Annotated in this window: 30 protein-coding genes; 5 read left to right on the plus strand and 25 right to left on the minus strand. The window is 55.6% G+C overall.

Annotation, left to right across the window (positions count from 1 at the left end; genetic code table 11):
* Positions 1 to 144: 144 nt before the first annotated feature.
* Positions 145 to 660, minus strand: coding sequence for a hypothetical protein (locus RBB29_RS11050; RefSeq protein ID WP_306114200.1), 516 nt, complete (start codon positions 658 to 660; stop codon positions 145 to 147).
* A gap of 273 nt (positions 661 to 933) precedes the next feature.
* On the opposite strand from RBB29_RS11050, the gene RBB29_RS11055 reads away from it, so the two are divergent.
* Positions 934 to 1,263 (plus strand): hypothetical protein, encoded by a 330-nt coding sequence (locus RBB29_RS11055; protein ID WP_306114199.1) that lies wholly within the window; start codon positions 934 to 936, stop codon positions 1,261 to 1,263.
* 311 nt (positions 1,264 to 1,574) lie between these two features.
* Here RBB29_RS11055 and RBB29_RS11060 read toward each other — a convergent pair whose 3' ends face one another.
* The 17 genes from RBB29_RS11060 to pip all read right to left on the minus strand — a co-directional run bounded on the left by RBB29_RS11060 (position 1,575) and on the right by pip (position 15,776).
* A complete protein-coding gene (locus tag RBB29_RS11060) occupies positions 1,575 to 2,468 on the minus strand; it encodes an SOS response-associated peptidase (protein ID WP_371931478.1) in 894 nt (297 codons plus the stop codon).
* A 420-nt stretch (positions 2,469 to 2,888) separates the two neighbouring features.
* Entirely contained in the window at positions 2,889 to 3,902 is a 1,014-nt protein-coding gene (locus RBB29_RS11065; RefSeq protein WP_306114198.1) for a M15 family metallopeptidase, read from the minus strand.
* Between the two features lie 118 nt (positions 3,903 to 4,020).
* On the minus strand, positions 4,021 to 4,218 hold the full coding sequence (locus tag RBB29_RS11070) for a hypothetical protein (RefSeq protein ID WP_306114197.1): 198 nt from the start codon (positions 4,216 to 4,218) through the stop codon (positions 4,021 to 4,023).
* Between the two features lie 59 nt (positions 4,219 to 4,277).
* Positions 4,278 to 4,742, minus strand: a complete 465-nt coding sequence (locus tag RBB29_RS11075; protein ID WP_306114196.1) for a hypothetical protein — start codon at positions 4,740 to 4,742, stop codon at positions 4,278 to 4,280.
* Between the two features lie 8 nt (positions 4,743 to 4,750).
* A complete protein-coding gene (locus RBB29_RS11080) occupies positions 4,751 to 5,602 on the minus strand; it encodes a hypothetical protein (protein WP_306114195.1) in 852 nt (283 codons plus the stop codon).
* A 457-nt stretch (positions 5,603 to 6,059) separates the two neighbouring features.
* Positions 6,060 to 7,547 carry a hypothetical protein gene (locus RBB29_RS11085; protein WP_306114193.1) on the minus strand — a complete coding sequence of 496 codons (1,488 nt, stop codon included), beginning with the start codon at positions 7,545 to 7,547 and terminating at the stop codon, positions 6,060 to 6,062.
* Positions 7,547 to 8,671, minus strand: a complete 1,125-nt coding sequence (locus RBB29_RS11090; protein ID WP_306121148.1) for a hypothetical protein — start codon at positions 8,669 to 8,671, stop codon at positions 7,547 to 7,549. The genes RBB29_RS11085 and RBB29_RS11090 overlap by 1 nt, the downstream gene beginning before the upstream one ends.
* 73 nt (positions 8,672 to 8,744) lie before the next feature.
* Positions 8,745 to 9,032, minus strand: coding sequence for a hypothetical protein (locus tag RBB29_RS11095; protein WP_306114191.1), 288 nt, complete (start codon positions 9,030 to 9,032; stop codon positions 8,745 to 8,747).
* Complete coding sequence (locus RBB29_RS11100) at positions 9,029 to 9,379, minus strand: hypothetical protein (protein ID WP_306114190.1); 351 nt, start codon at positions 9,377 to 9,379, stop codon at positions 9,029 to 9,031. Before RBB29_RS11100 ends, RBB29_RS11095 begins: the two co-directional genes overlap by 4 nt.
* Positions 9,376 to 9,828: a DUF5681 domain-containing protein gene (locus tag RBB29_RS11105; RefSeq protein WP_306114189.1), complete on the minus strand. Its 453-nt coding sequence runs from the start codon at positions 9,826 to 9,828 to the stop codon at positions 9,376 to 9,378. Before RBB29_RS11105 ends, RBB29_RS11100 begins: the two co-directional genes overlap by 4 nt.
* A gap of 172 nt (positions 9,829 to 10,000) precedes the next feature.
* Positions 10,001 to 11,164, minus strand: a complete 1,164-nt coding sequence (locus tag RBB29_RS11110) for a helicase RepA family protein (protein ID WP_306114188.1) — start codon at positions 11,162 to 11,164, stop codon at positions 10,001 to 10,003.
* Complete coding sequence (locus RBB29_RS11115) at positions 11,161 to 11,562, minus strand: hypothetical protein (RefSeq protein WP_306114187.1); 402 nt, start codon at positions 11,560 to 11,562, stop codon at positions 11,161 to 11,163. The genes RBB29_RS11110 and RBB29_RS11115 overlap by 4 nt, the downstream gene beginning before the upstream one ends.
* A complete protein-coding gene (locus RBB29_RS22295) occupies positions 11,563 to 11,763 on the minus strand; it encodes a helix-turn-helix transcriptional regulator (RefSeq protein ID WP_371931480.1) in 201 nt (66 codons plus the stop codon). It lies immediately after the preceding gene.
* A gap of 129 nt (positions 11,764 to 11,892) precedes the next feature.
* On the minus strand, positions 11,893 to 12,579 hold the full coding sequence (locus tag RBB29_RS11120) for a hypothetical protein (RefSeq protein WP_306114186.1): 687 nt from the start codon (positions 12,577 to 12,579) through the stop codon (positions 11,893 to 11,895).
* A gap of 54 nt (positions 12,580 to 12,633) precedes the next feature.
* Positions 12,634 to 13,833: a site-specific integrase gene (locus RBB29_RS11125; protein WP_306114185.1), complete on the minus strand. Its 1,200-nt coding sequence runs from the start codon at positions 13,831 to 13,833 to the stop codon at positions 12,634 to 12,636.
* Positions 13,834 to 14,106: 273 nt separating this feature from the next.
* Positions 14,107 to 14,733 carry a CDGSH iron-sulfur domain-containing protein gene (locus RBB29_RS11130; protein ID WP_306114184.1) on the minus strand — a complete coding sequence of 209 codons (627 nt, stop codon included), beginning with the start codon at positions 14,731 to 14,733 and terminating at the stop codon, positions 14,107 to 14,109.
* A gap of 65 nt (positions 14,734 to 14,798) precedes the next feature.
* The gene (gene pip, locus RBB29_RS11135) at positions 14,799 to 15,776 is read right to left on the minus strand and encodes a prolyl aminopeptidase (protein ID WP_306114183.1); all 978 of its coding nucleotides are present in this window, start codon (positions 15,774 to 15,776) and stop codon (positions 14,799 to 14,801) included.
* 49 nt (positions 15,777 to 15,825) lie between these two features.
* Here pip and ubiG point away from each other — a divergent pair, with 49 nt between their 5' ends.
* Positions 15,826 to 16,572, plus strand: a complete 747-nt coding sequence (ubiG, locus tag RBB29_RS11140; RefSeq protein ID WP_306114182.1) for a bifunctional 2-polyprenyl-6-hydroxyphenol methylase/3-demethylubiquinol 3-O-methyltransferase UbiG — start codon at positions 15,826 to 15,828, stop codon at positions 16,570 to 16,572.
* Between the two features lie 7 nt (positions 16,573 to 16,579).
* Here ubiG and RBB29_RS11145 read toward each other — a convergent pair whose 3' ends face one another.
* The 4 genes from RBB29_RS11145 to RBB29_RS11160 are packed head-to-tail and all read right to left on the minus strand — an operon-like array spanning position 16,580 to position 18,885.
* Entirely contained in the window at positions 16,580 to 17,026 is a 447-nt protein-coding gene (locus RBB29_RS11145; RefSeq protein ID WP_306114181.1) for a MarR family winged helix-turn-helix transcriptional regulator, read from the minus strand.
* On the minus strand, positions 17,027 to 17,857 hold the full coding sequence (locus RBB29_RS11150) for a carbon-nitrogen hydrolase family protein (RefSeq protein ID WP_306114367.1): 831 nt from the start codon (positions 17,855 to 17,857) through the stop codon (positions 17,027 to 17,029).
* A 5-nt stretch (positions 17,858 to 17,862) separates the two neighbouring features.
* Positions 17,863 to 18,120 carry a glutaredoxin 3 gene (gene grxC / locus RBB29_RS11155; RefSeq protein ID WP_306114180.1) on the minus strand — a complete coding sequence of 86 codons (258 nt, stop codon included), beginning with the start codon at positions 18,118 to 18,120 and terminating at the stop codon, positions 17,863 to 17,865.
* Positions 18,121 to 18,156: 36 nt separating this feature from the next.
* A complete protein-coding gene (locus tag RBB29_RS11160; protein ID WP_306114179.1) occupies positions 18,157 to 18,885 on the minus strand; it encodes a ComF family protein in 729 nt (242 codons plus the stop codon).
* An 18-nt stretch (positions 18,886 to 18,903) separates the two neighbouring features.
* Here RBB29_RS11160 and RBB29_RS11165 point away from each other — a divergent pair, with 18 nt between their 5' ends.
* Both RBB29_RS11165 and hemH read left to right on the plus strand, forming a co-directional pair.
* The gene (locus RBB29_RS11165) at positions 18,904 to 19,722 is read left to right on the plus strand and encodes a methyltransferase domain-containing protein (RefSeq protein WP_306114178.1); all 819 of its coding nucleotides are present in this window, start codon (positions 18,904 to 18,906) and stop codon (positions 19,720 to 19,722) included.
* A gap of 59 nt (positions 19,723 to 19,781) precedes the next feature.
* Entirely contained in the window at positions 19,782 to 20,834 is a 1,053-nt protein-coding gene (gene hemH, locus RBB29_RS11170; RefSeq protein WP_306114177.1) for a ferrochelatase, read from the plus strand.
* Positions 20,835 to 21,010: 176 nt separating this feature from the next.
* Here the strand turns inward: hemH and RBB29_RS11175 are convergent, their stop codons facing one another.
* Positions 21,011 to 21,199, minus strand: a complete 189-nt coding sequence (locus RBB29_RS11175; protein ID WP_306114176.1) for a hypothetical protein — start codon at positions 21,197 to 21,199, stop codon at positions 21,011 to 21,013.
* Between the two features lie 143 nt (positions 21,200 to 21,342).
* On the minus strand, positions 21,343 to 21,942 hold the full coding sequence (locus tag RBB29_RS11180) for a L,D-transpeptidase (protein ID WP_306114175.1): 600 nt from the start codon (positions 21,940 to 21,942) through the stop codon (positions 21,343 to 21,345).
* A gap of 172 nt (positions 21,943 to 22,114) precedes the next feature.
* On the opposite strand from RBB29_RS11180, the gene RBB29_RS11185 reads away from it, so the two are divergent.
* Entirely contained in the window at positions 22,115 to 22,621 is a 507-nt protein-coding gene (locus RBB29_RS11185) for a CAP domain-containing protein (RefSeq protein WP_306114174.1), read from the plus strand.
* A gap of 4 nt (positions 22,622 to 22,625) precedes the next feature.
* Here the strand turns inward: RBB29_RS11185 and RBB29_RS11190 are convergent, their stop codons facing one another.
* Positions 22,626 to 23,123, minus strand: a complete 498-nt coding sequence (locus RBB29_RS11190) for a murein L,D-transpeptidase family protein (protein WP_306114173.1) — start codon at positions 23,121 to 23,123, stop codon at positions 22,626 to 22,628.
* Between the last annotated feature and the right edge of the window lie 48 nt (positions 23,124 to 23,171).

Raw genomic sequence — 23,171 nt, forward strand, 5'->3', positions numbered from 1 at the left:
CGTCACAAGACCCGACCTTCGCCATAACGCAGCAACTTGGCAAGTATGGGCTCCAAGCGGCCATCTGATGTATTCACTCGGGCATTCTAGAGCCGAGTGACTCCATCGCGGACAAAAGTTGCCGTTGACCCTGCAACAAAGAAATCACAGCTCCATTCGTAATGCTTGCCATTCTTCCCAAGCGTTTTCCGCGAGAATGTCTCGGTAACCGCGACTGGCTTCCATCTCTATCGCTGTCGATGTCTTCACCGCCATGCACACGGCTGAATCTCGTATCGAAAGAACTTCAAGCTCTTCAAGCGGTGTACCCTTTTTGTCTTCTGCCGCCTTTAAGACCGCTGCCAATGCGGGAACAAAAACCAGGATCAGTGCATCCTCGGTGGCACTAGGTTGTTGGTTTCCAAAGAGCTTCTTGAGAAAGTTCATGACCACATTTTCAACACGGAACCAGAGTATTTGTCTAGTGACCAGCTCGGTCGAAATGGGCTCGGAGCGGAAGTTCGATTGAGCCCTGCAACCCCCTCCTAGGGCCAAATACTCTTCGACGCTAAAGGCACCACGGATAAGCTTCGCAAGCTTCACGTTCGCAATCGTCAGGATTGCCGAAGTAGCCAGACATCTCGCTGTTTGACCAATACCCTTTTCCCAAAAGTCCCTCATCTTCGTCGCATGCTGACCACCACTGCATGACCTAAAACCTGTATAGCTTGCCGTCAGGGCTTCTCCGAATTTCTATCTTTCGCTGCTGTTCCTCGTCGGAAAGCTCTTTAGTCAATTCCCACTCTGCCATTACTAAATACCTAGCGTTTCTTTTTCGTGAGCAACTGATTTAATTAGTAAGCTTATGTCGGGAAAGGGCTCAAACCGGTCAATCGAGCATTTTAGTCGAACAATACGTAGCCGAACGACGTCGGAGGATTGCAGGGGGCATCAATGAAAAGAACCTTAAAAAGTTATCTAAAATTTTATGGTAAACGGCCACTTCTTACTTCGCTGGTAGGCATATTCCTCTTGTTTTTAGCCATGGCTGTCGTCGGAATTATTTTTGAATTACTCAAGAAAATGGTTCCGCTGAATCCAGATATTCTGATTTTTGTGACGCTTCCTCTATGGCTGCTGTTGTTGCTGCCAATGTGCTTAGTCGTTTTCTTGAGTGCAGAACTTATGTGGCGAACATTTGGTGTTTATAAAATTATTGGTGTCGAAGGAGAGCCTGTAAGAGAGTATTTCCGTCAACTCTCGGGAGATTTAAATGATGAATGAAAGTGATGGGCTTATAAGTGGAATTAAAGGGGCCTTACCAACGACTGCTTTGGGCACAAACCAGTCATCCGACGCATTCGCTCGGGCAAATTGGTAGTGAATGGCTGGAATGCGGGACGAAGCTGGCGATGCCCTGACCCTCTCGGATGGGTTGCGCCCGCTAGACACTACGCTTGGGAGGAAGCGATCAGCCCAGCAGGCACAGAAGCATGGTTGTGGAATAGGTGGGGATTTGCTTCTGCCGAAGAAAGTCGGCAATTAGGGTTAATTTCCGGTTAATGTTGCGCGCTTTGCGTGAACACTGGTGAGGGTCAGCGCCCTTTAGCCTCGGGCGGTTGACTGCCGCGTCCAATCACCGTGAGTGATCCATCCGGAAGCGGGCGCTGAAGCATCAGAGCGTCTTCAGTTTCCGCTGTGAGCCAGGTTTCAACCTCCTGCTCCGTGGTCAGAATGACCGGCATGGCCTTGGGGTGGATTTGGCCCACCTCGGCATTCGCGTCCGTCGTTAGAAAGCCATAGAGGTTATCGGTGGTTTCTCCGTCCTTGAGCTTTCGGACAGAGGTCCATTGCGTCCAGATACCAGCAAAGAAGGCCAATGGCTGATCCTCCGATAGAGCGAACCAAACAGGCTCTGAAGGCTTGCCAGGACGGTTGTGCGGCTCAGAAAAGGCTGTGAATGGCACGACGCACCGGTTGCCAACGCCGAGCCACCTACGCCAGTGTGGTGATTTAGTGTTGCGCACATTTGTGACGCCTCGATCCGTCTTCTTGCCCTTGAGGGCGAATGCGGGCGATGGCATGCCCCATCGCATCATCGACAGCACCCGTCCGCCCTCGCCGTTCCAGACCACAGGAGCCATGTAGTCAGGATAGATACCCTGTAGTGGCGGCATGTTGCCCGCCTGATCATCTACTTTGTCGAACAAGGCCCTGATCGCCGCCTGTCCCTTTGTTACCGAATACAAATTACACACGCCGAAAACCTCCCAGTCTTGCGCCATACCTCTATGGTCCGGAGACGAGTAGACATGACCCTGTGTTCCGTCGGCAAGTTCCAGATCAGGAAAAGCCTGAACCACCGCTCGTGCGCCTTCGGCATCCCGCAGATAAACGCCGAGGCCGTCCGCAGCCAGACCTGCCGACGAATGTACGGCATACTCACCGGGGCCAATTTCGTTGCCAAGCCAACGGTGCAGATGATCCAATCTGCGGCCTAAACCCCCTTCCGGTATCCTGAACCTAACCCGGATCGGGAAGGCGATTTCGTCAATCTTCTTTTGGGGAGTAGAGCGTCTGACCATCGAGAGAACATTGCAGGAACATCTGAGTCGTGCAATGGGTTGGCGTGAGGTAATGGAAGTAGTAGAGCTCGACTAGGCAGACTGAAGTAGAAGATGACCCGGAGTGATTTCGAGCATTTGAGCTTGGGTCAGACTACCGGCTGCGGATCGACCAACCATTCGGCCAGGATAGAAGTAGGCCATAAAGGTCCCAATTGAATGAGACGATTAAACTTCGTTGTCGAAACAGTTTTCTTAGCGCAAGAATTATTTTTCAGGTCTCATTGGAGGAAGCCCGGTTTTCTCGTTCGACAATAGTCTCGACCGCTAGCGCATCAATTTGGATCACTGTTCCGCACCACGCAAATTCGATAACGGGGGAAGCGCAGGAGACGTTATGCCATCACATTCGGCCCATAAAGCGATGTTTTCTGCCAAATTCTCGCTCCAGCTTACATCACCACCTTCGGGATACTGACCAATCATCAGATTTGTGAGACTGACTCCAGGCAATTGAGCATGGGGTTTTTCATAAGGAACTGGCTCCAAGCCTGATTCTCGCATTAGTTCGTGAAGTCGTGCCCACTGCTCTCGTTCGCCTGGCGATGAGTCCATCCAGTTCCACCGCCCATCTTCGAATCTGACTAGATCAACCGCCAATCCAAAGTTGTGCAAGCTTTGCCAGGGCCTTCCATTGGTCACTATAGGTCCCGAACTTTCTCGGCCCTTATTGTATAGCAGTCTTTGCCGGTGAGGTGATCTATATGCCTCGAAGATGCGAAACGGCAGCTGTTCTGCTTCGAGCTTTGCAAGCAGATCAACCACCTTTTCCCGTAGAGCCGGATGCAACTTCGTGAGATCCCTATCCACCTTAACACCATCAGGATTTTCAGGGCAAACACCACCCGGTCGATTGGAGCCTAACTGTCTTTCTAAGAACTCTATCCTAGCTTCCAAGAGCCCACGCTCTGACTTACTCGCGCTCTCAAGTTCCTCTCTTAGGTTCGCGATTTGCGTGGGGTTTTCCTCAACAAGATTTTCGAGGTACTTTGAATACTCTTCCCATCGGCCTTTCTGAGTTGTGTCTAACGTAACAAATGCGAAGTAACGCGCCAACCTTTGCCGTCTCTCAATGTCATCATCGATAGCAATTTCCACGAACTTGGCGACAAAATCACGATGCCCCCCATCGAAATCCTGTTGATTCTTTTCAGTCTTTTCAGCGAAAGTCAGATACGATCCAATAACTGCTACCAAGAAAGTTCCTAGGAATGTGACCGCTAGGTTATAGCGGGCTGAAATTTTCTGTTTTTCAATTTCAAATTCAAGCTTCTTAACCGAAGATTCTTTTTGCGCCACAACTCTTGTCCCTGCTAAACCAAAAAGTCTTTAAGAATTCTAAGAATAGATCAGGTAACTCTAACATATTCCTCCTAAGCTGCCATCAGGCGCAATTCGCGAAGAAGCGAACACTCCATTACTCCCCCTGCATCGCCCCCACGGTCCCTGTGAGATACCGCGACAATATCCGCTCGTTCTTCGGCGCATTGAGGCTTAGCGGCCTGCCGAGGAGTACCTTCATCAGTTCCGGATCTTCGACCGCATCTACAAGGATCTGACGTGCTCGGTCGTTGGTCAGACGTTGCAGGAACCGCTTGGCCCGGCCTGAGGCCATGTTGGCGCTTTCATTCGGAAAATCCGCGATCCAATCGCCTGCAAACCGCGCCCCAAAGACTAACAGTAGTTAAAACTAATTGCGCGCTGCGGACCTGGCAAATAAATCCAGCCGTCACCAGCAAGTTGACTAATGTCGCTCTGGATTATTTCCATCCGCCGCTGATTTAACAACCCCATTGATTGCATAGTGCGAATTGCCCAACAATCTGCCTCTTTTTCTCTAACTAGAGGGTTGTTACCGAAAGAGTGTCCCAATGCATGATGACCGCATTCATGAAAATACCAAAATTGCCTGGTGACTGGGTGGAAAGAGGACAAGACATGTGGATTGTAGAAAATAACTGGGCTCCCGTTTTGAATTGTCGCTATGGCAACGTTATCGACGGCTGAGGGAACTGAAGCGACCGGCACACCGAAATAGTCGTAACACCCGTCGTAAGTGACCTGAGCGGATACCTTGGTCGCCCAAATGAGGAATAAACTGAAAAAGACTATTTGAAGCAATGAAAGCAGATCAAACAAGTTCCGGATCATTTTAGTTCTGCCAGCACTTCATCAGGGCAGCCATTAGCTGGTTGATTGGGGCGTTGCGAATATTGGTTCATCGTCGTTCCAAATTGCTGCTTGTACTGGACGACCATTGGGCTGAAAGGTGGCAAGTCAGCAAGTTTTTGTATCGCCATGTCCACAAGGACCTCACCACAAATCCAGTCTCCTTTTGCAAGTTCGATTTGCGACCACTCGAATAGATTAAATGCTGTTTGCAAGACATAGTTATCTGCTTCGAGCGGCGCCAATAACGCTGCAGATTGACTATAGAGACCCCGCATCTTTTCAAGATTCAACCCATCAACTGAGTTCAGTAGAGCGAACGCACGTAACCTAAGTATGTCAGCTGATAATCCTGTATTCCCGTTTGCCTTCGCCTTCTCAAAAGCTGTGGCATAAAGCTCTTCCGTTAACGTCGGTTTGTTCATCTGCGAGATGGAGTAACCAAGCATAACTAGTTCAGGAGCGGTTAAACGATCCTTGTATTTCCTTAAAGCTCCGATTTTTCCTGACAATATGGTCGTTTTCTCCGCGCCATACGCCCGGCTCGCCATTGTTTGTAAATCCGGTGTTGGAATTGAACCTGCAGAACGTGCCCAGTCACCGTCTAGCTTAGCAACTTGGAGGGCCACCTCTCGTAACTCAAGAATTTCTGCGGACTCCCGAGCTTTTTTAGTCAGATAAAATCTGTCCCAAACACCCAATGGAAAGGTATAGAGTAAGGCTACTATCAACGTGCAAACGCCACCCCACTCTTTTACATGGTCAAGAAAAGATTTCGGCTTTACACGGGTCCTTTCTTCTAGAACAGCAACCCTCTCACTCAAATCCATGGCTTAACCCTAAAGAACAAACAATAAAGAAATTTCGCGCAAAAATTGTATCACATTAACTGGTCTTGAGCAAATTTTGACATCAAATGCGTTCGGCTACGCCTCGCAAAACTCCTCGGCTTCAAGCAGGCAAGCTCTTCCAACCACCCCCACGGCCTCAGGCTCAATCCCACCCTTGCCATTCGGCTCGGGCATGACCAGCATTACCAATAAGTTGCCCTGGTCTTGCTTAAGCACCCGCCTAATCATACCTTTGAACTATGGAATTTGTGATCGCAGTCGTGGGTGTTGGCCTCATCGTATGGTGGGGCGTAAAGGGCGAAGGCAAGATGCTGAACCCGCCTGATCCGAAGCCTATGAACGCAAAGCAGTGGGAGAAGCACCTGAAGAGGTGCAACCCCGGACTATATCAGCACATCAAAGAAAACGGCGAAAGCTTTGACCTGGGCAAACAAGGTTAGCGCTTCTGCTGCCTCAGACTCTCCGATGCGGCTATACCTGCTCCAACAGCCGCTGCGCCCGTAGGTGCAGTCCGTAGTGTCGGGATAATCCCGGACCCCACACTCTCAATTAAGTCTTCTGCGCCTTTCCGTACACCCCTGTCGGCTGCCCTCTTGGCTCCCTCGGCCACAGCACCGGCTCCCAGCATGGCGGGGCTGATGGTTGAGGCGTAGATGTTCAGTGCCAGCATCAGGCCATTTCCATTGGGACTAAGCTTGCTGGCCTTGCGCAAGGTGTTTTCTGCGTTCGAGCCCATGACAAATCGTTCCATGATGGCAATCTCGTCTGCCGTGAACCACTTCGCTTCATGGGGCTTGTCGAGAATGCGGTTCACGGCTTGGCGGTATGCATTCACCACGTTGCCACCCGACCCTGATGCAGCGGCATGCCTGCGAGCCTTCTTGAAGGAGTTATCCAGCAACTGAGCCTTGGAGAACCTGGCATGAGCCTCACGTGCCGTTTTCATGAGGGAACTGGATTGCGCCTTGGAGGCAATCATCCCGTCAATCTCGCCAATCATATCCAGCACAAAGGGCTCGTCTCCGCGATTGTATCTTGCCCAGAGGGTCTGACGCACCCGATCAAGTCGGTTGAGCGAGATGGATTTCTCACCGGCACGGCGTTTGAACATGCGCAGCACGGCAGCAGATTGCGGGTCTGCCTCAAAGTCCACATCACTTAGCTTTGCCTTGCGGTGGGCGCGCTGTGAAAGGGCAATCATATCGTTCTGATCAAACTTCACCCCGGCTTGCTTGACGGCTGCATAGGCCCGGTTCTTTTCCAGCTTTAGATCCGCAATGCTGGTGTTTTTGCGTAACTTGCGGCTCACCCCTCTTGCACCCGCTCCAGCCCCTTTGACGGCGGTTGCTATTGCACCCCCTGCAAAGAGACCAACAGGCGCAGTTACTAGCGCCTCCTTAGCTCTGTTTGTGGCGTTTCCTTCCCCTTCACCAAAGCCTTGCGCTGCCGCGAAGGCACCTCCCGTAGCGGCTGCTCCTTTGATGGTGTTAACGGGCGCGACGAGGCGGGCTGCCGGGTTCGTTACAGCTCCGGCAACGTTGCCCGCTATATATGCGCCCGGCCTTTGCTCGCTCTGCGCTTCCAGCATCGCCCTTGCTTGCTCTCGACGGAAGGTTGCCATGTCCTCACCGCCCTCCAGGTGACCGATTGCGCCCATCAGCTCATCGGTGGTGCCAAAGGAGAATCCCTGCATTGCGCCACCAGAAATCGCATCCAAGGTCGACGGCTCCTGCACTCCCTTGAGTAGTTCTCGCGACGTCAACTGCCCCGTACTGGGATTGCGGAACATGCCCTCGGGCGGATTGGGCGTGCTTTGTGACTCAGAGCGGAGAAATGCGGCAAAGGCGCGCGCTGCCCCGTCTGCCGTTGCGCCCTCCACTTGATAGGTCTTTCCATTCGGGCCGGAGATTTCGAACGTTCCCATCACTTCACCTCCCGAATTGTATAGCTTGCCCCATCCACCTCGAAAGATGTTGCGTCATCGCCCACCTCTGTATCAACCGCATCTGCTTCAATGCCTTCGCGGAATTCCCGAAGCTGATAAGCACGCCAGAAGTTGTCCCAGGATTGGCCCTCTTCGTTCGGGCGACTGAGTGACCCGAAATCTGCGACCCAATCTTCCATCAGGCCGGGTTTCTGAGTGACCACATCAAGTGCAGCAATCTGTCTTTGAATGATCCGCCTATTTGCCCCGGGCTCCTTATCCGGGCTCGCCGTGGTTTGAATGGCAGTCAGCAATTCGCGTTCAGTGTCATTGCCGCCAATGGCGCGCAATGCATCCATACCAATGGCCTTTGAGACAGATTCAAAGTCCTGATGCTGAGAGGCGAATTCCCCACTGCCGCCTAGAACCGAGAGGGCTCGGGAACCAAGGGCGCGCACGCCGGATTCAACGCCGCTATCAAAACCATTCTCCACAATCCGCCGGGCGGCCTCGACATTTACCGCAAGAGCATCTGCATTTGCGGATTGCTCCTTTGCCTCTTTGATAAGCGTCGCATCTCCTTCCGATATCTTCCGGCCGAGGCGTGGTTGTTCGGTGGGAATTCCGGCAGTGGGATCGGTATCGCCAAATCCCTCTGACAAGCTGATGTTGCCATCTGCGTCGATACTGATGCTCTGTCTCAACTGGCTAGCGCGCTTGAACTCGATGCGGCTCATCGGCGTGCGACCGGCAGCAAGTTCCTCTGCCACATATCGACCGTATTCATCTTCGGGTTTGGGCGGCCCCTCAAACATCGTTCGCATGAGAAAGTTCTGCGCCGCCTGCGGGGGCATGCTCGCTATGACCTTCCGCTGATCGGGTGTGAAGCGATCCATGATACCACTGTTTTTGAGGACGGATCGCATCTCTGCCGCCTCCTGACGTTTCCGCAATGCGCTGAACGCCGGTGAGAGGTTGGGTGTCTGGCCATTTGCGAGTTGTGACAATCCCAATCCCAGACCCTGAAATGCGATTTTCCGCTCAGGTGTGAAGAACTGGCTGGTTCGACCCAATAAACCGCGCTGTTGTTGCTCTTGTGGGGGTGCGCCCGTAGTGCCTGCCATGATGTTTTCCCTCATCAGTTCTTGCTAGTTATGTTATCACGTTTTGATGCAAAAATCCAACAAAATAGACCACTTAGAGCCTTCTAACATCGTCGCTCATGACAATGTTATCGTCAGTTGAATTTCCAAGTTGGTTGCGAAAATCTGCGATGAATTCACCGACAAACCTCGACTTGAATTCCGGAAAGCTCTCACCTTCCTGCCGTTCTGCCCGGTAAGGATTTCCACGATCCCATGTGGCAATCGCATGGGTGCAATATTCATCGGAAGTACCGCCCCGATATTCGGTATCGGGTATGATCAAGTCGACGCCTTTGCCACCTTTTTCCTCCAGCCGTTTCAGTCGTGTCTTGATGCTCATTGAATTAGTCCTTCTCGTTCTGCGATTTCCTTCAATCTGTGTGTTTCAACGACCAGAGATGCATAATCATTCAGGCCATCTTTCGGCATGCCTTCTGCCGCTTGCTTGTTCGGCGAGAGCCCATTGGGAATGCTCGCAAACCAGTCAATGAGGTCTGGGATGAATTCAAACTTTGGTCCCGTGATTTCGGGTACTGGAATGACCCAGGTCATGAAGTCTGCATGTCCATAAATCTGTTGGGCCAGAATTTGGTAATACACCTCATTGCTCACATAGAGATGCGAAGGTGTTTCTTCCGGTGCGAAGATTACGACCGTGGCTGATGAGTTCGCTTGTTCCTGATTCACTTTCTTGCCTCCAATGCCTCAATACGTGCCTCGTGGTCTGACGTTTCCAGCGTGCGCCGGTAGCTTTCGACAAGACCCATTACGCTTGCTGCCTCCAGTGGGGATAGTTCGCCCCCAGAGACGGCCCGTAGAACCGCTTGAGCGGCCTCGGCAGCCTCACTGGCAGATTGCATAGAAGGCAGGTCAAACTTGACCGGCGTGTCTTTTCTAGGTGGGGCTATACGCTCTAGGCAAAGACGCAGCGCCGTTGTGTCACCCTCTAGTGCCATGTCCACCGCCTTACGGGTCAAACCTTCCGCCTCGCCTTGCAGCAGCTCCTCAATGGCCCGAGTGGTTACATGCCGTGCACCCTTGGGTTTGCCTGGATTGCCAGTGGTAAACGTTCCGTCCGTATTCCGGCCGTTTTTACCGGTCGCAACGCTAGTCTTGTTTTTACCTGCATCTGTCATTGATTGACCTCGCAAGTTTGGTAACGGTGTTCAATTTCTCGGATGGTTTCATTGCCCCGGTCAGCCAGCGTTACCAACGTTACCCCCCTAAAGGGGGGTGGTAACGGTTGGTAACGGTACTCTGGCGGCGTTACCGGGCGGGAATGGTAACGGTTGGTAACGGAGGTAACGGTCATGCTCCGCACCTCCAGACGTAGTCGTCGACGATGCGAATGACTTCTTTTTCCTGAAGTCCCTTCTTTGCTGAGAAGAAGGCCTTTCGACGGGCGCTATCGCTTTCTCCATCGGACAACGCATGGCGGGTGCAGAACTCTTTCCAGATGTCAGTAGACACGCAATTGCGATTGTCGGGGAACATGTCGCCGTGTTGCTTGGTGCCGTGGTGTGCGAGAGCATCGTCCAGTGCCTGCAAGGCAATCTTCTGCTGACCCGTGATTTTTATTGTTTTGGCTACGGGGTCGGTTTGTTCAACGACCGCTGACGTGACCTTGTCTCCATCCTCATCAATGCCGATTTCGACGCCGCGAAGGGTATAGGCAAAGACTTGTCCCGTCGGCATGTCCCGCTGCTTGCGGGTCTCCGCCATAATGACGTTGCCCGAGCGTGTGAGTTCGATTTCTGTATCCACTGCAGCCCTTAGGCTGCCGCTGCCGCGTGCACCCTTGCTGGTGTCCTTACCCGAGTGGTGGATAACCATGATATGAGCGCCGGTTTGGGCGCGGATGAAGTCGATGTTTCTGACGAATGCCCCCATATCCTTGGCGGTGTTTTCATCGCCTGTCCCCATGCTACGTGCCAGGGTGTCGATCACAATTAGGGGGATGTCATCAAGTCGCTCAAGAGCACTAACAAGGGCAGTTGCATCGCCCTTTGCGCAGAGATCCAGGGCTGTTGGCAGGAGTAAGAATTCCCCATTCCCTTCAATGCTTTGAATGAGTTCAGGTTGGTCAAGCCGTATCGCCTCAATGCGGTTATTGATGCCATACCCGCCTTCACCGGCTATGTAGAGTACCGGACCATTTGATCCCTCGTTCACCCCACCAATGAGATGCCCGTGCCAAGGCCTTCCAGCGGCCACATGCATGGCCAGATCCAGAGCGAAGAAGGTCTTCCCAACATTACTTTCTCCGTAGACCACGCTCACCGTTTCTCGGTCGATCCACCCTTTCACCAGGTATCGCGACTTGATGACCGGCCTGATGCTGGAGATAGGCTCTAGAGCCCTGCGCAGGGCGCTTGCACGCTTAGGAAGTTCTGGTGCGATATATACAGGCGCGCTGCCCACCTCTTTGAGGTGCGCTGTATCTTGTGCATGGAGGCCATCGAACGAAGTCACGCGGCTTTCCTCCCCGTGACATGGTCCAGAAATGCAAGCTGTCGATCCGCATGCATCCGATTGAACGCTGCGAGACAGTAGGCATCAAGTTCCTCTTCGGAAGCCAGGTCAGCCCAATGTGCCGCCTGATCCATCTCAGAGAACAACGCCACTTGAGGCATGCCAGCCCCCTCAGGAAGAACTGCACCTGCAGTCAACTCAGCTTGGTGAGGGGGGAGTGACTTCAATGCTGCGTACGCGATTGCAGCACGCTCTTCGTCCTTGAGGCGAACGGACCAGACGCCCGACAGCTTGACCCAGGAGTTGAAATCACCCAGGTGGAGGGCAAAACCCAGCACTTTAGCTGCCTTCCTGTGTTCTTCAGACACGGCTGCACTGAAATGAGACGTGCTTCTCATTTAGGCGGCCTCACGCTGAGCTTTTGCTTCTTCGATGGCGGCGGCAATTTCTGATAAGGACCATCTGGTCATGCCGCCGATTTTCACGGGTTGGGGAATGGTTCCGTCAGACACGCGACGCCATACCGTGGCGACGCTGCAGCCATAAGCGGCTGCCGTGTCCTTTACCGAAACCAGTCTGTCAAAAGACTGTGGGGCCATTTTCAACACCTCGCGGTTGGTTGCGACATGTTGATAGAATCTCAGTTAAAAATTAGGCGGACCAGTCCGTCAAATCAGGCCATCTCGGCGTTTAATGCAGCGAAAACCACAAACTAGCGGCATTAATGGCTAATAATCGTACGGCGCTTCTGGTCGCCTACCTTTTTGGTTCCACTCGGCGGGCCGTTTGCTTAATTCAATATCGCGCGCTCGATCCCGATTGACGTTAAGGTTCTGTTGAATCCAAGAAACTCGCTCAACAACCGTTGGACGTTGAAGTACTTTTTCCAACATCAGAGCGATGTAAAACTTTTCGTATGCCGCTTCAATTTCGGCGCGCGTAGACAAGCTGTACCCCACGGGAATACTTGGAGTAAGGTCGACATCCTTAGTTAATTCACGAAAAGCATCTTCGGCAAAATCGACATCTATGTAAATTGTCCAACCTTCTACCAACTCAATGTTCCGATTCTGGCGAAGAAGGAAGTTACGTTTAGGCACAGTGCCTTCTGCCAAATCTGGGAAAAGAAACTGTTTTAGGAGATCAGCGGGAAATAATTGCCACCCGGCATTCTCTCCGTCGAAATTAGCAACTTCCAAATATTTCGTACGCTCTAAAATCGCATCAACGACCAAGTCTTTCCGTTTTCGCTCCCACGAACCAAACGATCCATCTCTATCTTGTCCCTGCCAAATGCCAAGAGCATTTTGGACCACTTTCCAAAAATGGCTGAGTTCGAGGAAGCGCCGCCAGTACCCACCCTCATCATCACTGTGACTGTACAGTCGAAGTTGCAACTCTATCGGATCAGGCATTCTTGTAACCCTCGGCACATGTTTGTGCTCTGTTCCAGTGCCTTACATTTCCACTCATCGCACCATCCTTACAACTTCACCGGATTTGCCAAAAGCGAACTGACCCCAGGTAGCCATCAAACTACGGCGGCGCTCAAAGAAATCGCTTCGCGCATAGGCGCGCTCGGTTTCGTTTCCGATTGCGTGGGCCAAAGAGGCTTCTGCAACCTCTCGGTCGGCATGCGCGCTTTCGCTGCACCAATCGCGGAAAGTCGACCGGAATCCATGAACGGTAAACCCCTCGCGCTTCATGCGCTTTAGCAGGGACTTAAAGACCATGACCGATTGCTCTCGGGTTGCGCCGCGCTTGTCGCGAGACGCTGCTGGGAAAACAAAATCAGCATCAAGGCCACGCATTCCCTCCAGTACTTCTATGGCCTCCTCAGAGAGTGGCACACGATGTTCCAGGCCGCGTTTCATCCGGTCAGCCGGTACGGTCCAGATCCTCTCATCGAAATCAATCTCTGACCACCTGGCCCCGCGTGCTTCGCCTGACCTGGCTGCGGTTAGGATGATGAACTGCAATGTCCTGGCTGAAACACTCTCGCGCTCGGATAGCTGACCCATAAACTCAGGCAGGTGTTCCCATTTCATAGCCGCCATATGCGCTGCACGACGCTTTACGGTAGGCAAGGACTTCGTAAGCCCGTCCACTGGATTGGGGTTCGGGTATTGGCCAGCACCTCTTGCCCAATCGAACACCGTCGAAAGGCGTTGCTTAAGTCTCTTGGCGGTTTCATGGCGCTCAACCCAAATCGGCCCCAGGACATCGAGCACATCTGCGCTTGTGATTGACTCAATCGGGCGGCTGCCAAATCGCGTGTTGGCATGCTTATCGACAGTGCTCCACCAGGTCTGCGCATGTTTCTCGTTCCGCCAAGTCGGCAGAAGTCCCTCGTAGACGCGTTTCGCTGCTTCCTCGAATGTCAGCATCTCGCGCTTACGCTCATCCAAAGGGTTCACGCCCTTACGTGCAAGCAGCCGAAGAGGGGATGCTTCTTCACGTGCCTTTGCCAACGAAACATCCGCAATCGACCCAAGGCCAATCTCGACCCGGTAGGGGTTTCCGCTCGCAGTACGCCTTCCCTTGATTGTTGTTCTGAGTATCCAGGATTTCGTACCACCAGGGGCGACGCAGAGATATAAACCCAACCCATCGCTGTACATGCCCGGCTCTTTGGCCGTCTGAACCTTTCTGGCAGTCAAGTTGTTCATCTGTTTTCCCGCCGATTTTCCCACCACAAAATATAGGATTGATTGCGACGGGCTGCAACGATTTGCGATAGAGATTACAGCAGAGTCTTTGAATCTAAGTATAAATTGGAATGACGTGAAACGGTCTGCGACATCGGTTATACGGACCTAGGCTCCACCAAATCTCAAAAATAATCCAGAGAATCGCTCGCGGACGCTGTCAGTTGCGCTATGCGTAGCGCCTTTGTCGCGCTCAACGCACACGGTGCGGGAAGAGCCACCAAGACGGGCGCGTCAATCGTCCTGCCACCCCGCATCCCGGTGCGTGCCGTCGCAATAGGGTTTGTTGCCCGACAACCCGCAACGGCAGAGAACATATTTCTTCGACGACATCCCCTGGCCCTGCGCACCCACCGGCGATTTGACGTTCTGCACCCAATAGGGGCCATTCTTTTCGATGGTGACGTCACACCGCTCCGCCAGACGATGTTCGCGCGCGCCGTCCGGGCGTTTCAGCGCAAGCGCGCCCGAGGGGCAGGCGGTGATCACCGCTTCGACCTCGGCCACCGCTCCCTTGTCAGGCTGGACCCAGGGTTTTTGCTCGGGGTTGAAGATGTGACTGGCCAGGCGCCCACACTCGGCGGCATGGGAACAGAGCAGTGGGTTATAGGTCACTGTCACCTCGGCCCCCTCATAGGTCAGCAGTTTGTCGGGGCCTGCGGGCTCACCACCGCGGCTTTCGAAACCGGCCTCCTTATGGCTGCCATCGCAGAAGGGTTTCATCTCGGATCGGCCACAGCGACACAGCGCCATCACTTCCTTGATCTCGATCTCGGCACCATCGGGTCCGACCATGCGTCGGATGCCCTTGGCGACCAGCGGGCCGTTTTCGCGTTCTTCAATTACCGGGTCTTCGCTCATCTGGACACTCCCTGATTCTCCCGAAAGTGTAGCCCGAACGCCTGATGGCGCCAAAACCGCGGCACCTAGAGCGCGCGCGCCAGCCTGTCCATCACGCCCACCAGTTCGGCACTGATCCCCGGCTCCGACAGGGCATGACCCGCCACCGGGATCATCCTCAGATCGGCCTTTTTGCCCCAGGCCTGCGCCAACCGGTAGGCGGTACGTGGCGGGCAGATCATGTCGTATCTACCCTGAACAATCGTGCCGGGGATATGGGCGATCCGGCTCACCTGATCCAGGATCTGCCCGTCGTATTCGAGAAACCCGCCATGGGTGAAATAGTGGTTTTCGAGCCGTGAAAACGCGCGCGCATAATCCGCCGGGCTGTCGCCGCTGGTGCCGTTGGAATGCACGGTCGCCACGGCGTTTTCCCAGGCTGCCCACGCCTTGGCATAGGTCGTCTCGGTCGCCCGGTCGCCAGAAAAGAGCCGCCTGTGATAGGCCGCGATCATGTCGCCGCGCTCGTCTTCGGGGATCAACTCCTGAAACCGGTCCCAGGTTTCGGGCCAGAACTGCCCGGCAGCCCCGCCATAGAACCACTCAAGCTCGGCCTGCGTCATCATGAAGACACCGCGCAGCACAAGCTGGTTGACCCGGTCCGGATGCGCCTGCGCATAGATCAGCGCGAGCGTCGCACCCCAGCTTCCGCCGAACACGGTCCAGGTCTCGATCCCGAAACGCTGGCGAATATGCTCGATATCGGCCACCAGGTGCCATGTCGTATTGGCCTCCACGCTGGCATGGGGCTTCGACCGGCCACACCCGCGCTGATCGAAAAGTACGATGCGATAGACCGCTGGATCGAAATAGCGCCGCATCGCCGGGCTGCACCCGCCGCCTGGCCCGCCATGCAGCACGACAACCGCTTTACCTTCGGGGTTGCCCGATTGCTCCACATAAATCTTGTGCCCGTCGCCCACATCCATCATTTGCCGGTCGAAAGGTTCGATCGGCGGGTAGAGATACTGGACTGCGCTCTTTTGGCCTGAGAATTTGTCCATGATCGTCCTATATAACGGGCAACACCATCAAGAACCTATGGAGAGCAGAATGCAAGCCGCTCAGACAACGATTGATCCCGCCGAGATCGCCAAGTTCGAAGCGATGGCCGCCGAATGGTGGGATCCGACCGGCAAGTTCAAGCCGCTGCACATGCTCAACCCGTGCCGGCTGGACTATATCACAGCGCAGATCGCCGCGGAATTCGATCGCGATCTGTCGGGGCCGGTGCCGTTCAAAGGGCTGCGCATTCTCGACATTGGCTGCGGCGGCGGATTGCTGAGCGAACCGATGGCCCGGCTGGGCGCCGAGGTGGTTGGCGCGGATGCCGCCGAACGCAACATCCCCGTGGCAAAGGTCCACGCCGAACAATCCGGCCTGACCATCGACTATCGCCACACCACCGCCGAAGCGATGGCGGAGGCCGGGGAACAGTTCGATGCGGTGCTGAACATGGAGGTGGTCGAACATGTGGCCGATCCACTGGCCTACCTGACCGCGTGTCAGCAATTGCTGCGCCCCGGGGGCATCCACATCTGCTCGACCATCAACCGCAACGCCAAGAGCTTTGCGATGGCCATTGTCGGCGCGGAATATGTCATGCGCTGGCTGCCCAAGGGAACCCATGAATGGAACAAGTTCATCACGCCCGATGAGCTTTATGATTTGCTGAAAAACGCCGGGTTAGAGCCTGTTGATCGCAAGGGATTCGTGTTCAACCCGGTCCTGTGGTCCTGGTCCCTGTCGCCGCGCGACCTGAGCGTCAATTACGTGACGGCCAGCCTCAAGCCCGCCTGATCCAATGCTATTCCTTGGCTTCTAGCCGCCCGCGCAACTCTCGCATCACCGGCAGGGTGGCGCGCACCTTGTCCTCCCCCAATTCGGCCACCACCTCCGAGATCATCGGTGTGATCCCGTCAATCGCAGTCTCGCGCGCTTTGCGGCCCGCGGGGCTGATTGCGACCATCTTGCGCCGCGCGTCGTCCCAATCCGGGCGGATATGGATATACCCGGCCAGTTCCAGCTTGCGCAGCGTGTTGGTCATGGCCCCGCGCGTGACATGAAAGCTCTTGGCAAGCTGCGCCGGGCTGCGTTCGTCATTGATCCGTGCCAGGTGGTTCAGCACGGAAAAATGTGAGACTTCCATCCCCTTGGGCAACACCCGGCTCAGCCGATTGCGGATCAGTTGATCGTTGGTCAGGATTTCACTGAACAACGTCACCGCAAGTGAGCTTTTGTTATCGCCAGTCATTCAAAGGCCGCCAAAATCGGTTCCATGCGCCAAAGATGGGATGCGCTGCCGTGCTTGTGCCACCTCAGCCGGGTCAAGATCAACGATTTTGATACCCGGCGTCTCACCCGCATCCGCCAAAACCCGTCCCCAAGGGTCTATTGCAAGGGAATGGCCGTATGTTTGCCGCTCCTTGCCGGCCTGCGACAAATGCGCGCCGGTTTGCGCGGGGGCCAGGACGTAACAGCCGTTTTCAATGGCCCGGGCGCGCAGCAGGACCTCCCAATGGGCCGCACCGGTGACTGGCGAGAAGGCGGAGGGGACGGTGATGATCCCTGCACCGGCCTGCGCCAATTGCCGGAAGAGGTGCGGGAAGCGAAGATCGTAACAGATGGTCATGCCGACAGCATGGCCGTCCACATCGCTCAAAACGGCGCGCTCTCCGGGGCGATAACCGGCGGATTCGCGATAGGTTTCCGTCTCGGATACCTGTACGTCGAACATGTGTATCTTGTCGTAGCGCGACCTGATCTCACCTTCCGGCGTGATGAGGAAAGACCGGTTCACAAACCTGCCATCAGGATCATCGGACCTCAGCGCCAGCGACCCGATCAGCAGCCAGACACCCAACCGCGCGGTTTGCTTGCGAAGCGCCGCCAGGGTGATGTCGTCATCCTCAGTCCGCAACACCGCGGCCTGATGGGTGCGACTGGTCGAGACGCAATTCGTGACCTCGGGGGTCAGGACAAATCGCGCGCCCTTTCCCGCGGCCTCGTCGATCAGGGATTGTGTGACAGGAAGGTTGCGGGACGGATCATCACTGCTGTTGAGCTGAACAAGGGCCGCACGCAACCGGGTCATGCGGCCAGGAGCGCATCCAGCTTGCCTGCGCGCTCCAACGCATAAAGATCGTCGCACCCCCCGACATGCACATCGCCCACGAAAATTTGCGGCACGGTGCGGCCGCCATTGGCGCGCTGGATCATCTCGGGTTTGCGCGACGGGTTGGACCAGACATTGATCTCCGAGAAATTGACGCCCTTATCTTTCAGAAGACGTTTCGCCGCGTGGCAAAAGCCGCACATAGGCGAGGTATAGATTTCAACTGGTTTCATCACATGAAGTTCCTGTAGCAGATGTTGAACAGGAACTTAGGCATCCCGGGCCGCCCGCGCTAGGGTGAGAGTGCACACATCTTTGGCACCACTGGACAAACAGGCCTCTGTGGCCGCCGCCAATGTGGCGCCCGATGTCATCACGTCATCTATCAGCAGCACAGGCCTGCCTGCCAGGCGATGCCGGCGCTTCGGATGTACGTCGATTGCGTTGGATAGGGTCGAAAACCGCGCATCATGATCGAGCCCGCCGAGGGATTGCGTGTGGCGCGGCCGAATCAGGAGGTCCGGGCAATGCGACAGGCCCGTCTCTGCGGCGATGCCTTTGGCGAGCAGCGCGGACTGGTTGTATCGCCGTTTCAACAGACGCATCCAGTGCAGCGGTATCGGCGCGATCAGCATCCCGTCACACAGCAATGGTTTGGCCGCCTGCGCCATCCACACCGATGCCGGGCGGACAACATCCTGCCGATCCCCGTGTTTCAGCGCCAGAACCAGCTTACGCGCGTTGTCCCGATAGACGAGCGCAGCGCGTCCCCGGCTCCAGGGCCGGTCGGTCCTGAGGCAATCGTCACAAATCTCGGCCGCACCCGTCTCCTGCCCCGGCAACGGTACGCCACAGAGATCGCAACAAAGGCCGGAGATGAACGGCGTATCGCGCCAGCACGCCCCGCAGAGACCGAAATCACTATCGACATTGACGCTGCAGACCGTACATCGCGGCGGGTAAATCAGGTGCAAGACCGTTTGAAACCCTACCGCCATCGCCCTATTGTCCCCGCCATGAATGCTCTGACCGATCGCGCGGCCCTCCTCCGCAATCGCCGCCGCGCCGCGCGCACCGGAAATGCGGCTCTGTTCCTGCACGAAGCCGCCCGCGATGAGATCAAGGATCGCCTGCAACTGGTTAACAAAACCTTTAAGGAAATCGCCCTGGTCAGTGGCTTTCCGGATTTCTGGGGAGGGGCCTTTGCCGGTGCGACCCAGGTCGGCGATGACGAAACACTGGCGCTTGAGCCTGCGGCGCATGATCTTGCGATCCATGCCATGTGCCTGCACTGGGCCAACGACCCCGTGGGACAATTGATCCAGCTTCGCCGCGCGCTCCGGCCCGATGGCCTGTTCCTCGGCGTTCTCTTCGGCGGCGAGACCCTGCATGAGTTGCGAACCGCCCTTTCCCAAGCGGAATCGGATTTGGTCGGAGGGTTGTCGGCGCGCGTGGCGCCGATGGCCGAAATCCGCGATCTTGGCGCCCTGTTGCAGCGGGCCGGGTTTGCCCTGCCGGTCGCCGACAGCCTGCCCCTGACCGTGACCTACACCTCGCCCCGCGCCCTGATTGGGGATCTGCGGGCGATGGGCGAAGGCAACGCGCTGATGGCGCGGCAAAAGACCGCGATGGGGCGGGCGCTTTTTGATCGGGCGAGCGAGATCTATGCGCGGCAATTTGGCGACGCGGACGGGCGCATCACCGCGACATTCGAGCTTATTTTCCTGACCGGATGGGCGCCGGACGAGAGCCAGCCGCAACCCCTGCGTCCGGGTTCTGCAACGGCACGGCTTGCCGATGCCCTTGGCGCCACCGAAAAGCCGTTAAATGATTGACCTCCCCGCATCCGCGGCTATGTCGGGAGCAACACAGGAAGAACAGGAACCGATAACAGATGTCAGAAGCGCGGAGACCGGAGAACGCTCCCGGCGATCACCCCAGGATCAAACCGGCGAAAACCGGTGTTCTGCTGGCCAATCTCGGCACCCCTGACAACACCGACTACTGGTCGATGCGCCGGTACCTCAACGAATTTCTGTCCGACAAGCGGGTCATCGACTATCCGCGCTGGAAGTGGCAGCCCCTGCTGCAACTCATCATCCTCAGCAAACGCCCCTTCAGCAGCGGTGCGGCCTATAAATCCATCTGGAACGAGGAGAAGGGCGAAAGCCCCCTGATGACCATCACCCGCGACCAGACGGAAAAGATGGCACAGACCCTCGAGGACCGGTACGGCGATCAGGTCATGGTCGATTTCTGCATGCGCTACGGCAACCCGTCGACCAAATCCAAGGTCCGCGAGATGGTCGAAGCGGGCTGCACCCGCATCCTGTTCTTTCCGCTTTATCCGCATTACGCCGGCGCCACATCAGCCACCGCAAATGACCAGTTCTTTCGCGCCCTGATGGAAGAGGCCTGGCAACCAACCGCCCGGGTCGTGGAACCCTATTTCGAAAATCCGCTTTATATCGAGGCGCTCGCCGCCTCGGTCGAGGAGGCCTATGCCAAGATCGAGGACCGGCCCGATATCCTCGTTGTGTCCTATCACGGCATGCCGAAACGGTACCTGATGCAGGGCGATCCCTATCATTGCCAATGCCAGAAAACGACTAGGCTACTCAAGGAACGCCTCGGATGGGACGACACCGAGATCACCACCACATTCCAGTCGGTTTTTGGTCCCGAAGAATGGCTAAAGCCCTACACGGTCGAAGAAGTTGCGCGGCTGGCGCGTGAAGACGGGAAAAAGAAGATCGCGGTGATGGCGCCGGCCTTCTCGGCCGATTGCATCGAGACCCTCGAAGAGATCAACGAAGAGATTCGCGAGAGTTTCGAGGAGGCGGGCGGTGAGGAGTTTACCTATATACCCTGCCTGAACGACAGCGATGCGCATATTCACGCGCTGGCCTCGATTGTCGGTGACAACCTCAAGGGTTGGATCGACTAACGGTGGCGGGAAAATCAGGAACGGTTTTCGGCTTGGAAATTGCATAAAGCCGATAGTTTAGCGCATCGCATCTGTTGCAGCGCTTAAAGTCGGCGCCCTGACGTCACATACCCACCCACCGGAATAAAAAAGCAGCGGCGAACCGCTGCTTTTCCGGAATTCTCTGTGCTCGACAATTAGTCGGCAGCAACAACCGCGGCAACGATTGCCAGCAGAAGCAGCGGAACCCAGATGCCAACTGCCGAGGAGCTTGCTGCTGTTTCTTCAACAACAACAGGTGCTTCCATGACAGGCTCTTCCATGGAGCCGGCGAAAGATGTGGTTGCGGCTGCGGCGAAGGCGGCTGCCAGTGCGAGTTTCTTCATAGTATCCTCCAGATATCGTCCCGGCATCACCTGTCCGTGATGGCGGGCGCATAAAACTTACCTCGTGAGGGGCTTCTAATCAGCTACAGGAGCCGATTGCAAACCATCTAGGGTACAATCCGGCAGATACCTTCGAATTTTTGTCAAATTAGCAACACTTGGGTGCCCACTTTCGTTTTCGCGAAGAGTTGGGCGATATGTTCGTTGTAAAGGCCGATGCAGCCGTTCGAGGACCGGCGGCCGATCTTGCGGGTGTCATGGGTGCCGTGGATGCGGTAATAGGTCCAGCTCAGGTAAAGCGCGTGCGTTCCCAGGGGGTTATCCGGACCCGGGCCAACGAATTCCGGCCAATCCGGGTTGCGCTTCAGCATCGAGGGCGTCGGGCGCCAGCTTGGACCCTCGACCTTGCGGACGACCTTGGTGCGACCACGGCGCGTCAGCTCTTCTGACAACGGGACGCTGGAAGGATAGAGCGTATATTGGCCAGTCTCTTCCCAGAAATGTAGCGCACGGGAGGAGATATCGACGAGAATCGCGCCATTCTTCAGATTTGAGAAATAGGGCTGCCAATCCAGCGACCGGAAGCTGGAGATGTTGCGGCGGGCGATCTGCGAGATCTCCTGCTCCATCTCGACAGTGCCGGTGCCATCGACGTTTTGCGCGATCATCGGTGTCCCGATAACCGACGCCGTCCCTGCCAGAAACGCGCGCCTGCTCAGGTCTTTCCCGGAATATGCGGACATGTCAGAACTCCTGATTTAGCTATCCGTATCTTAGCGGCATAACATATGGCGTGAAAGCCTCAGTCGCAAATCAAACAAACGTCAAGTGGCAAACTTACGCGGACCGGGTTTGAATCGGCGCGCGGCTCGGGATATGGCTGGCCAACGAAATCAAACTGGTGGCTTTGGAATCATGTTGCGCATTCTTGTTTTGCTGTTGTCTTCACTAGTGCTCCTGACCGCATGTGGCACACCGCCGCAAACCGGCGCAGATGGCAAGCCGCTGCCGCGGGTCTACAACATCCGCTCCGGCGATACCGCCAAGATCCAGTTCCGTATGCTGGATGCCGTGAATTCCCTGCGTCAGGCCGCGGGCGCCCCGCCGGTGCAGCTCAATGCAAAACTCAACGCCGCCGCCGCGACCCATTCGCGCGACATGTCGGTGCAAAACCGTCCCTGGCATTTCGGCTCGGATGGATCATCGCCAATCGACCGGGTCGCCCGCGTCGGTTATCCCGGTCAACTGGTCGGTGAAAACATCTCGGAGACTTTTGAGACCGAACTCGAAACCCTGAGCGCCTGGATGGACGTGCCCAACACCCGGGCGATCATCCTTGCCCCCGACGCACGGGACATGGGTTTTTCGTGGCTCCAGGAGAAGAACGGCAAGATCTGGTGGACATTGGTGATGGGCAAATGACCCCTCACGGGCGCAGAGTAATCAGCGTCCCGTCGTTGACCATCGCATAGATCTCTTCCATCTCTTTATTGGTGACCGAGATGCATCCTGCCGTCCAATCGGGGCCGTTGCCCGATGACTTGTTGGGCTGCCCGTGGATGAAGATATCCCCACCCGGGCTTTTCCCCGCCGCCTGCGCCTTGGCGAAATCGCGGACGTTCGGATAGGAAATGCCAAGCGACAAATGGAAGTCACTGTTCGGGTTGCGGCGGTCAATCCGATAGGTGCCTTCGGGCGTCTTGCCGTCCCCTTCGAACTCCTTGTGACCCACCGGGGCAAAGCCCAGCTCGATATCATAGGATTCAAGCACCTTTCGATCATGCAAAAGGAACATCTTGCGCTCCGCCTTGTGGACCACGATATGCGTGACCTCGGGGCCGTTATAGGTTTTGAACTTGGAGCTGCTGCACGCCGATAGGCCCGCGACAAGCACAACAAGTGCCAGATATTTAACTATCCGCATTTTTTATCACCTGGAATTACTGCTCGGGGTATTTCTACGCGGGAATGC

This window comes from Roseovarius sp. MMSF_3359 (assembly GCF_030733385.1).
Taxonomy (GTDB): Bacteria; Pseudomonadota; Alphaproteobacteria; order Rhodobacterales; family Rhodobacteraceae; genus Roseovarius.

Coding starts and splice junctions, on each gene's coding strand:
- hemH (WP_306114177.1), top strand. CDS start 19,782: ATGTCAGAAGCGCGGAGACCGGAGAACGCTCCCGGCGATCACCCCAGG.
- RBB29_RS11050 (WP_306114200.1), bottom strand. CDS start 660: ATGAGGGACTTTTGGGAAAAGGGTATTGGTCAAACAGCGAGATGTCTG.
- RBB29_RS11120 (WP_306114186.1), bottom strand. CDS start 12,579: ATGCCTGATCCGATAGAGTTGCAACTTCGACTGTACAGTCACAGTGAT.
- RBB29_RS11115 (WP_306114187.1), bottom strand. CDS start 11,562: ATGAGAAGCACGTCTCATTTCAGTGCAGCCGTGTCTGAAGAACACAGG.
- ubiG (WP_306114182.1), top strand. CDS start 15,826: ATGCAAGCCGCTCAGACAACGATTGATCCCGCCGAGATCGCCAAGTTC.
- RBB29_RS11095 (WP_306114191.1), bottom strand. CDS start 9,032: ATGAGCATCAAGACACGACTGAAACGGCTGGAGGAAAAAGGTGGCAAA.
- RBB29_RS11190 (WP_306114173.1), bottom strand. CDS start 23,123: ATGCGGATAGTTAAATATCTGGCACTTGTTGTGCTTGTCGCGGGCCTA.
- RBB29_RS11130 (WP_306114184.1), bottom strand. CDS start 14,733: ATGAGCGAAGACCCGGTAATTGAAGAACGCGAAAACGGCCCGCTGGTC.
- RBB29_RS11180 (WP_306114175.1), bottom strand. CDS start 21,942: ATGTCCGCATATTCCGGGAAAGACCTGAGCAGGCGCGCGTTTCTGGCA.
- RBB29_RS11125 (WP_306114185.1), bottom strand. CDS start 13,833: ATGAACAACTTGACTGCCAGAAAGGTTCAGACGGCCAAAGAGCCGGGC.
- RBB29_RS11090 (WP_306121148.1), bottom strand. CDS start 8,671: ATGGCAGGCACTACGGGCGCACCCCCACAAGAGCAACAACAGCGCGGT.
- RBB29_RS11145 (WP_306114181.1), bottom strand. CDS start 17,026: ATGACTGGCGATAACAAAAGCTCACTTGCGGTGACGTTGTTCAGTGAA.
- RBB29_RS11085 (WP_306114193.1), bottom strand. CDS start 7,547: ATGGGAACGTTCGAAATCTCCGGCCCGAATGGAAAGACCTATCAAGTG.
- grxC (WP_306114180.1), bottom strand. CDS start 18,120: ATGAAACCAGTTGAAATCTATACCTCGCCTATGTGCGGCTTTTGCCAC.
- RBB29_RS11185 (WP_306114174.1), top strand. CDS start 22,115: ATGTTGCGCATTCTTGTTTTGCTGTTGTCTTCACTAGTGCTCCTGACC.
- RBB29_RS11070 (WP_306114197.1), bottom strand. CDS start 4,218: ATGGCCTCAGGCCGGGCCAAGCGGTTCCTGCAACGTCTGACCAACGAC.
- RBB29_RS11165 (WP_306114178.1), top strand. CDS start 18,904: ATGAATGCTCTGACCGATCGCGCGGCCCTCCTCCGCAATCGCCGCCGC.
- RBB29_RS11175 (WP_306114176.1), bottom strand. CDS start 21,199: ATGAAGAAACTCGCACTGGCAGCCGCCTTCGCCGCAGCCGCAACCACA.
- RBB29_RS11055 (WP_306114199.1), top strand. CDS start 934: ATGAAAAGAACCTTAAAAAGTTATCTAAAATTTTATGGTAAACGGCCA.
- pip (WP_306114183.1), bottom strand. CDS start 15,776: ATGGACAAATTCTCAGGCCAAAAGAGCGCAGTCCAGTATCTCTACCCG.
- RBB29_RS11160 (WP_306114179.1), bottom strand. CDS start 18,885: ATGGCGGTAGGGTTTCAAACGGTCTTGCACCTGATTTACCCGCCGCGA.
- RBB29_RS11105 (WP_306114189.1), bottom strand. CDS start 9,828: ATGACAGATGCAGGTAAAAACAAGACTAGCGTTGCGACCGGTAAAAAC.
- RBB29_RS11080 (WP_306114195.1), bottom strand. CDS start 5,602: ATGGATTTGAGTGAGAGGGTTGCTGTTCTAGAAGAAAGGACCCGTGTA.
- RBB29_RS22295 (WP_371931480.1), bottom strand. CDS start 11,763: ATGGCCCCACAGTCTTTTGACAGACTGGTTTCGGTAAAGGACACGGCA.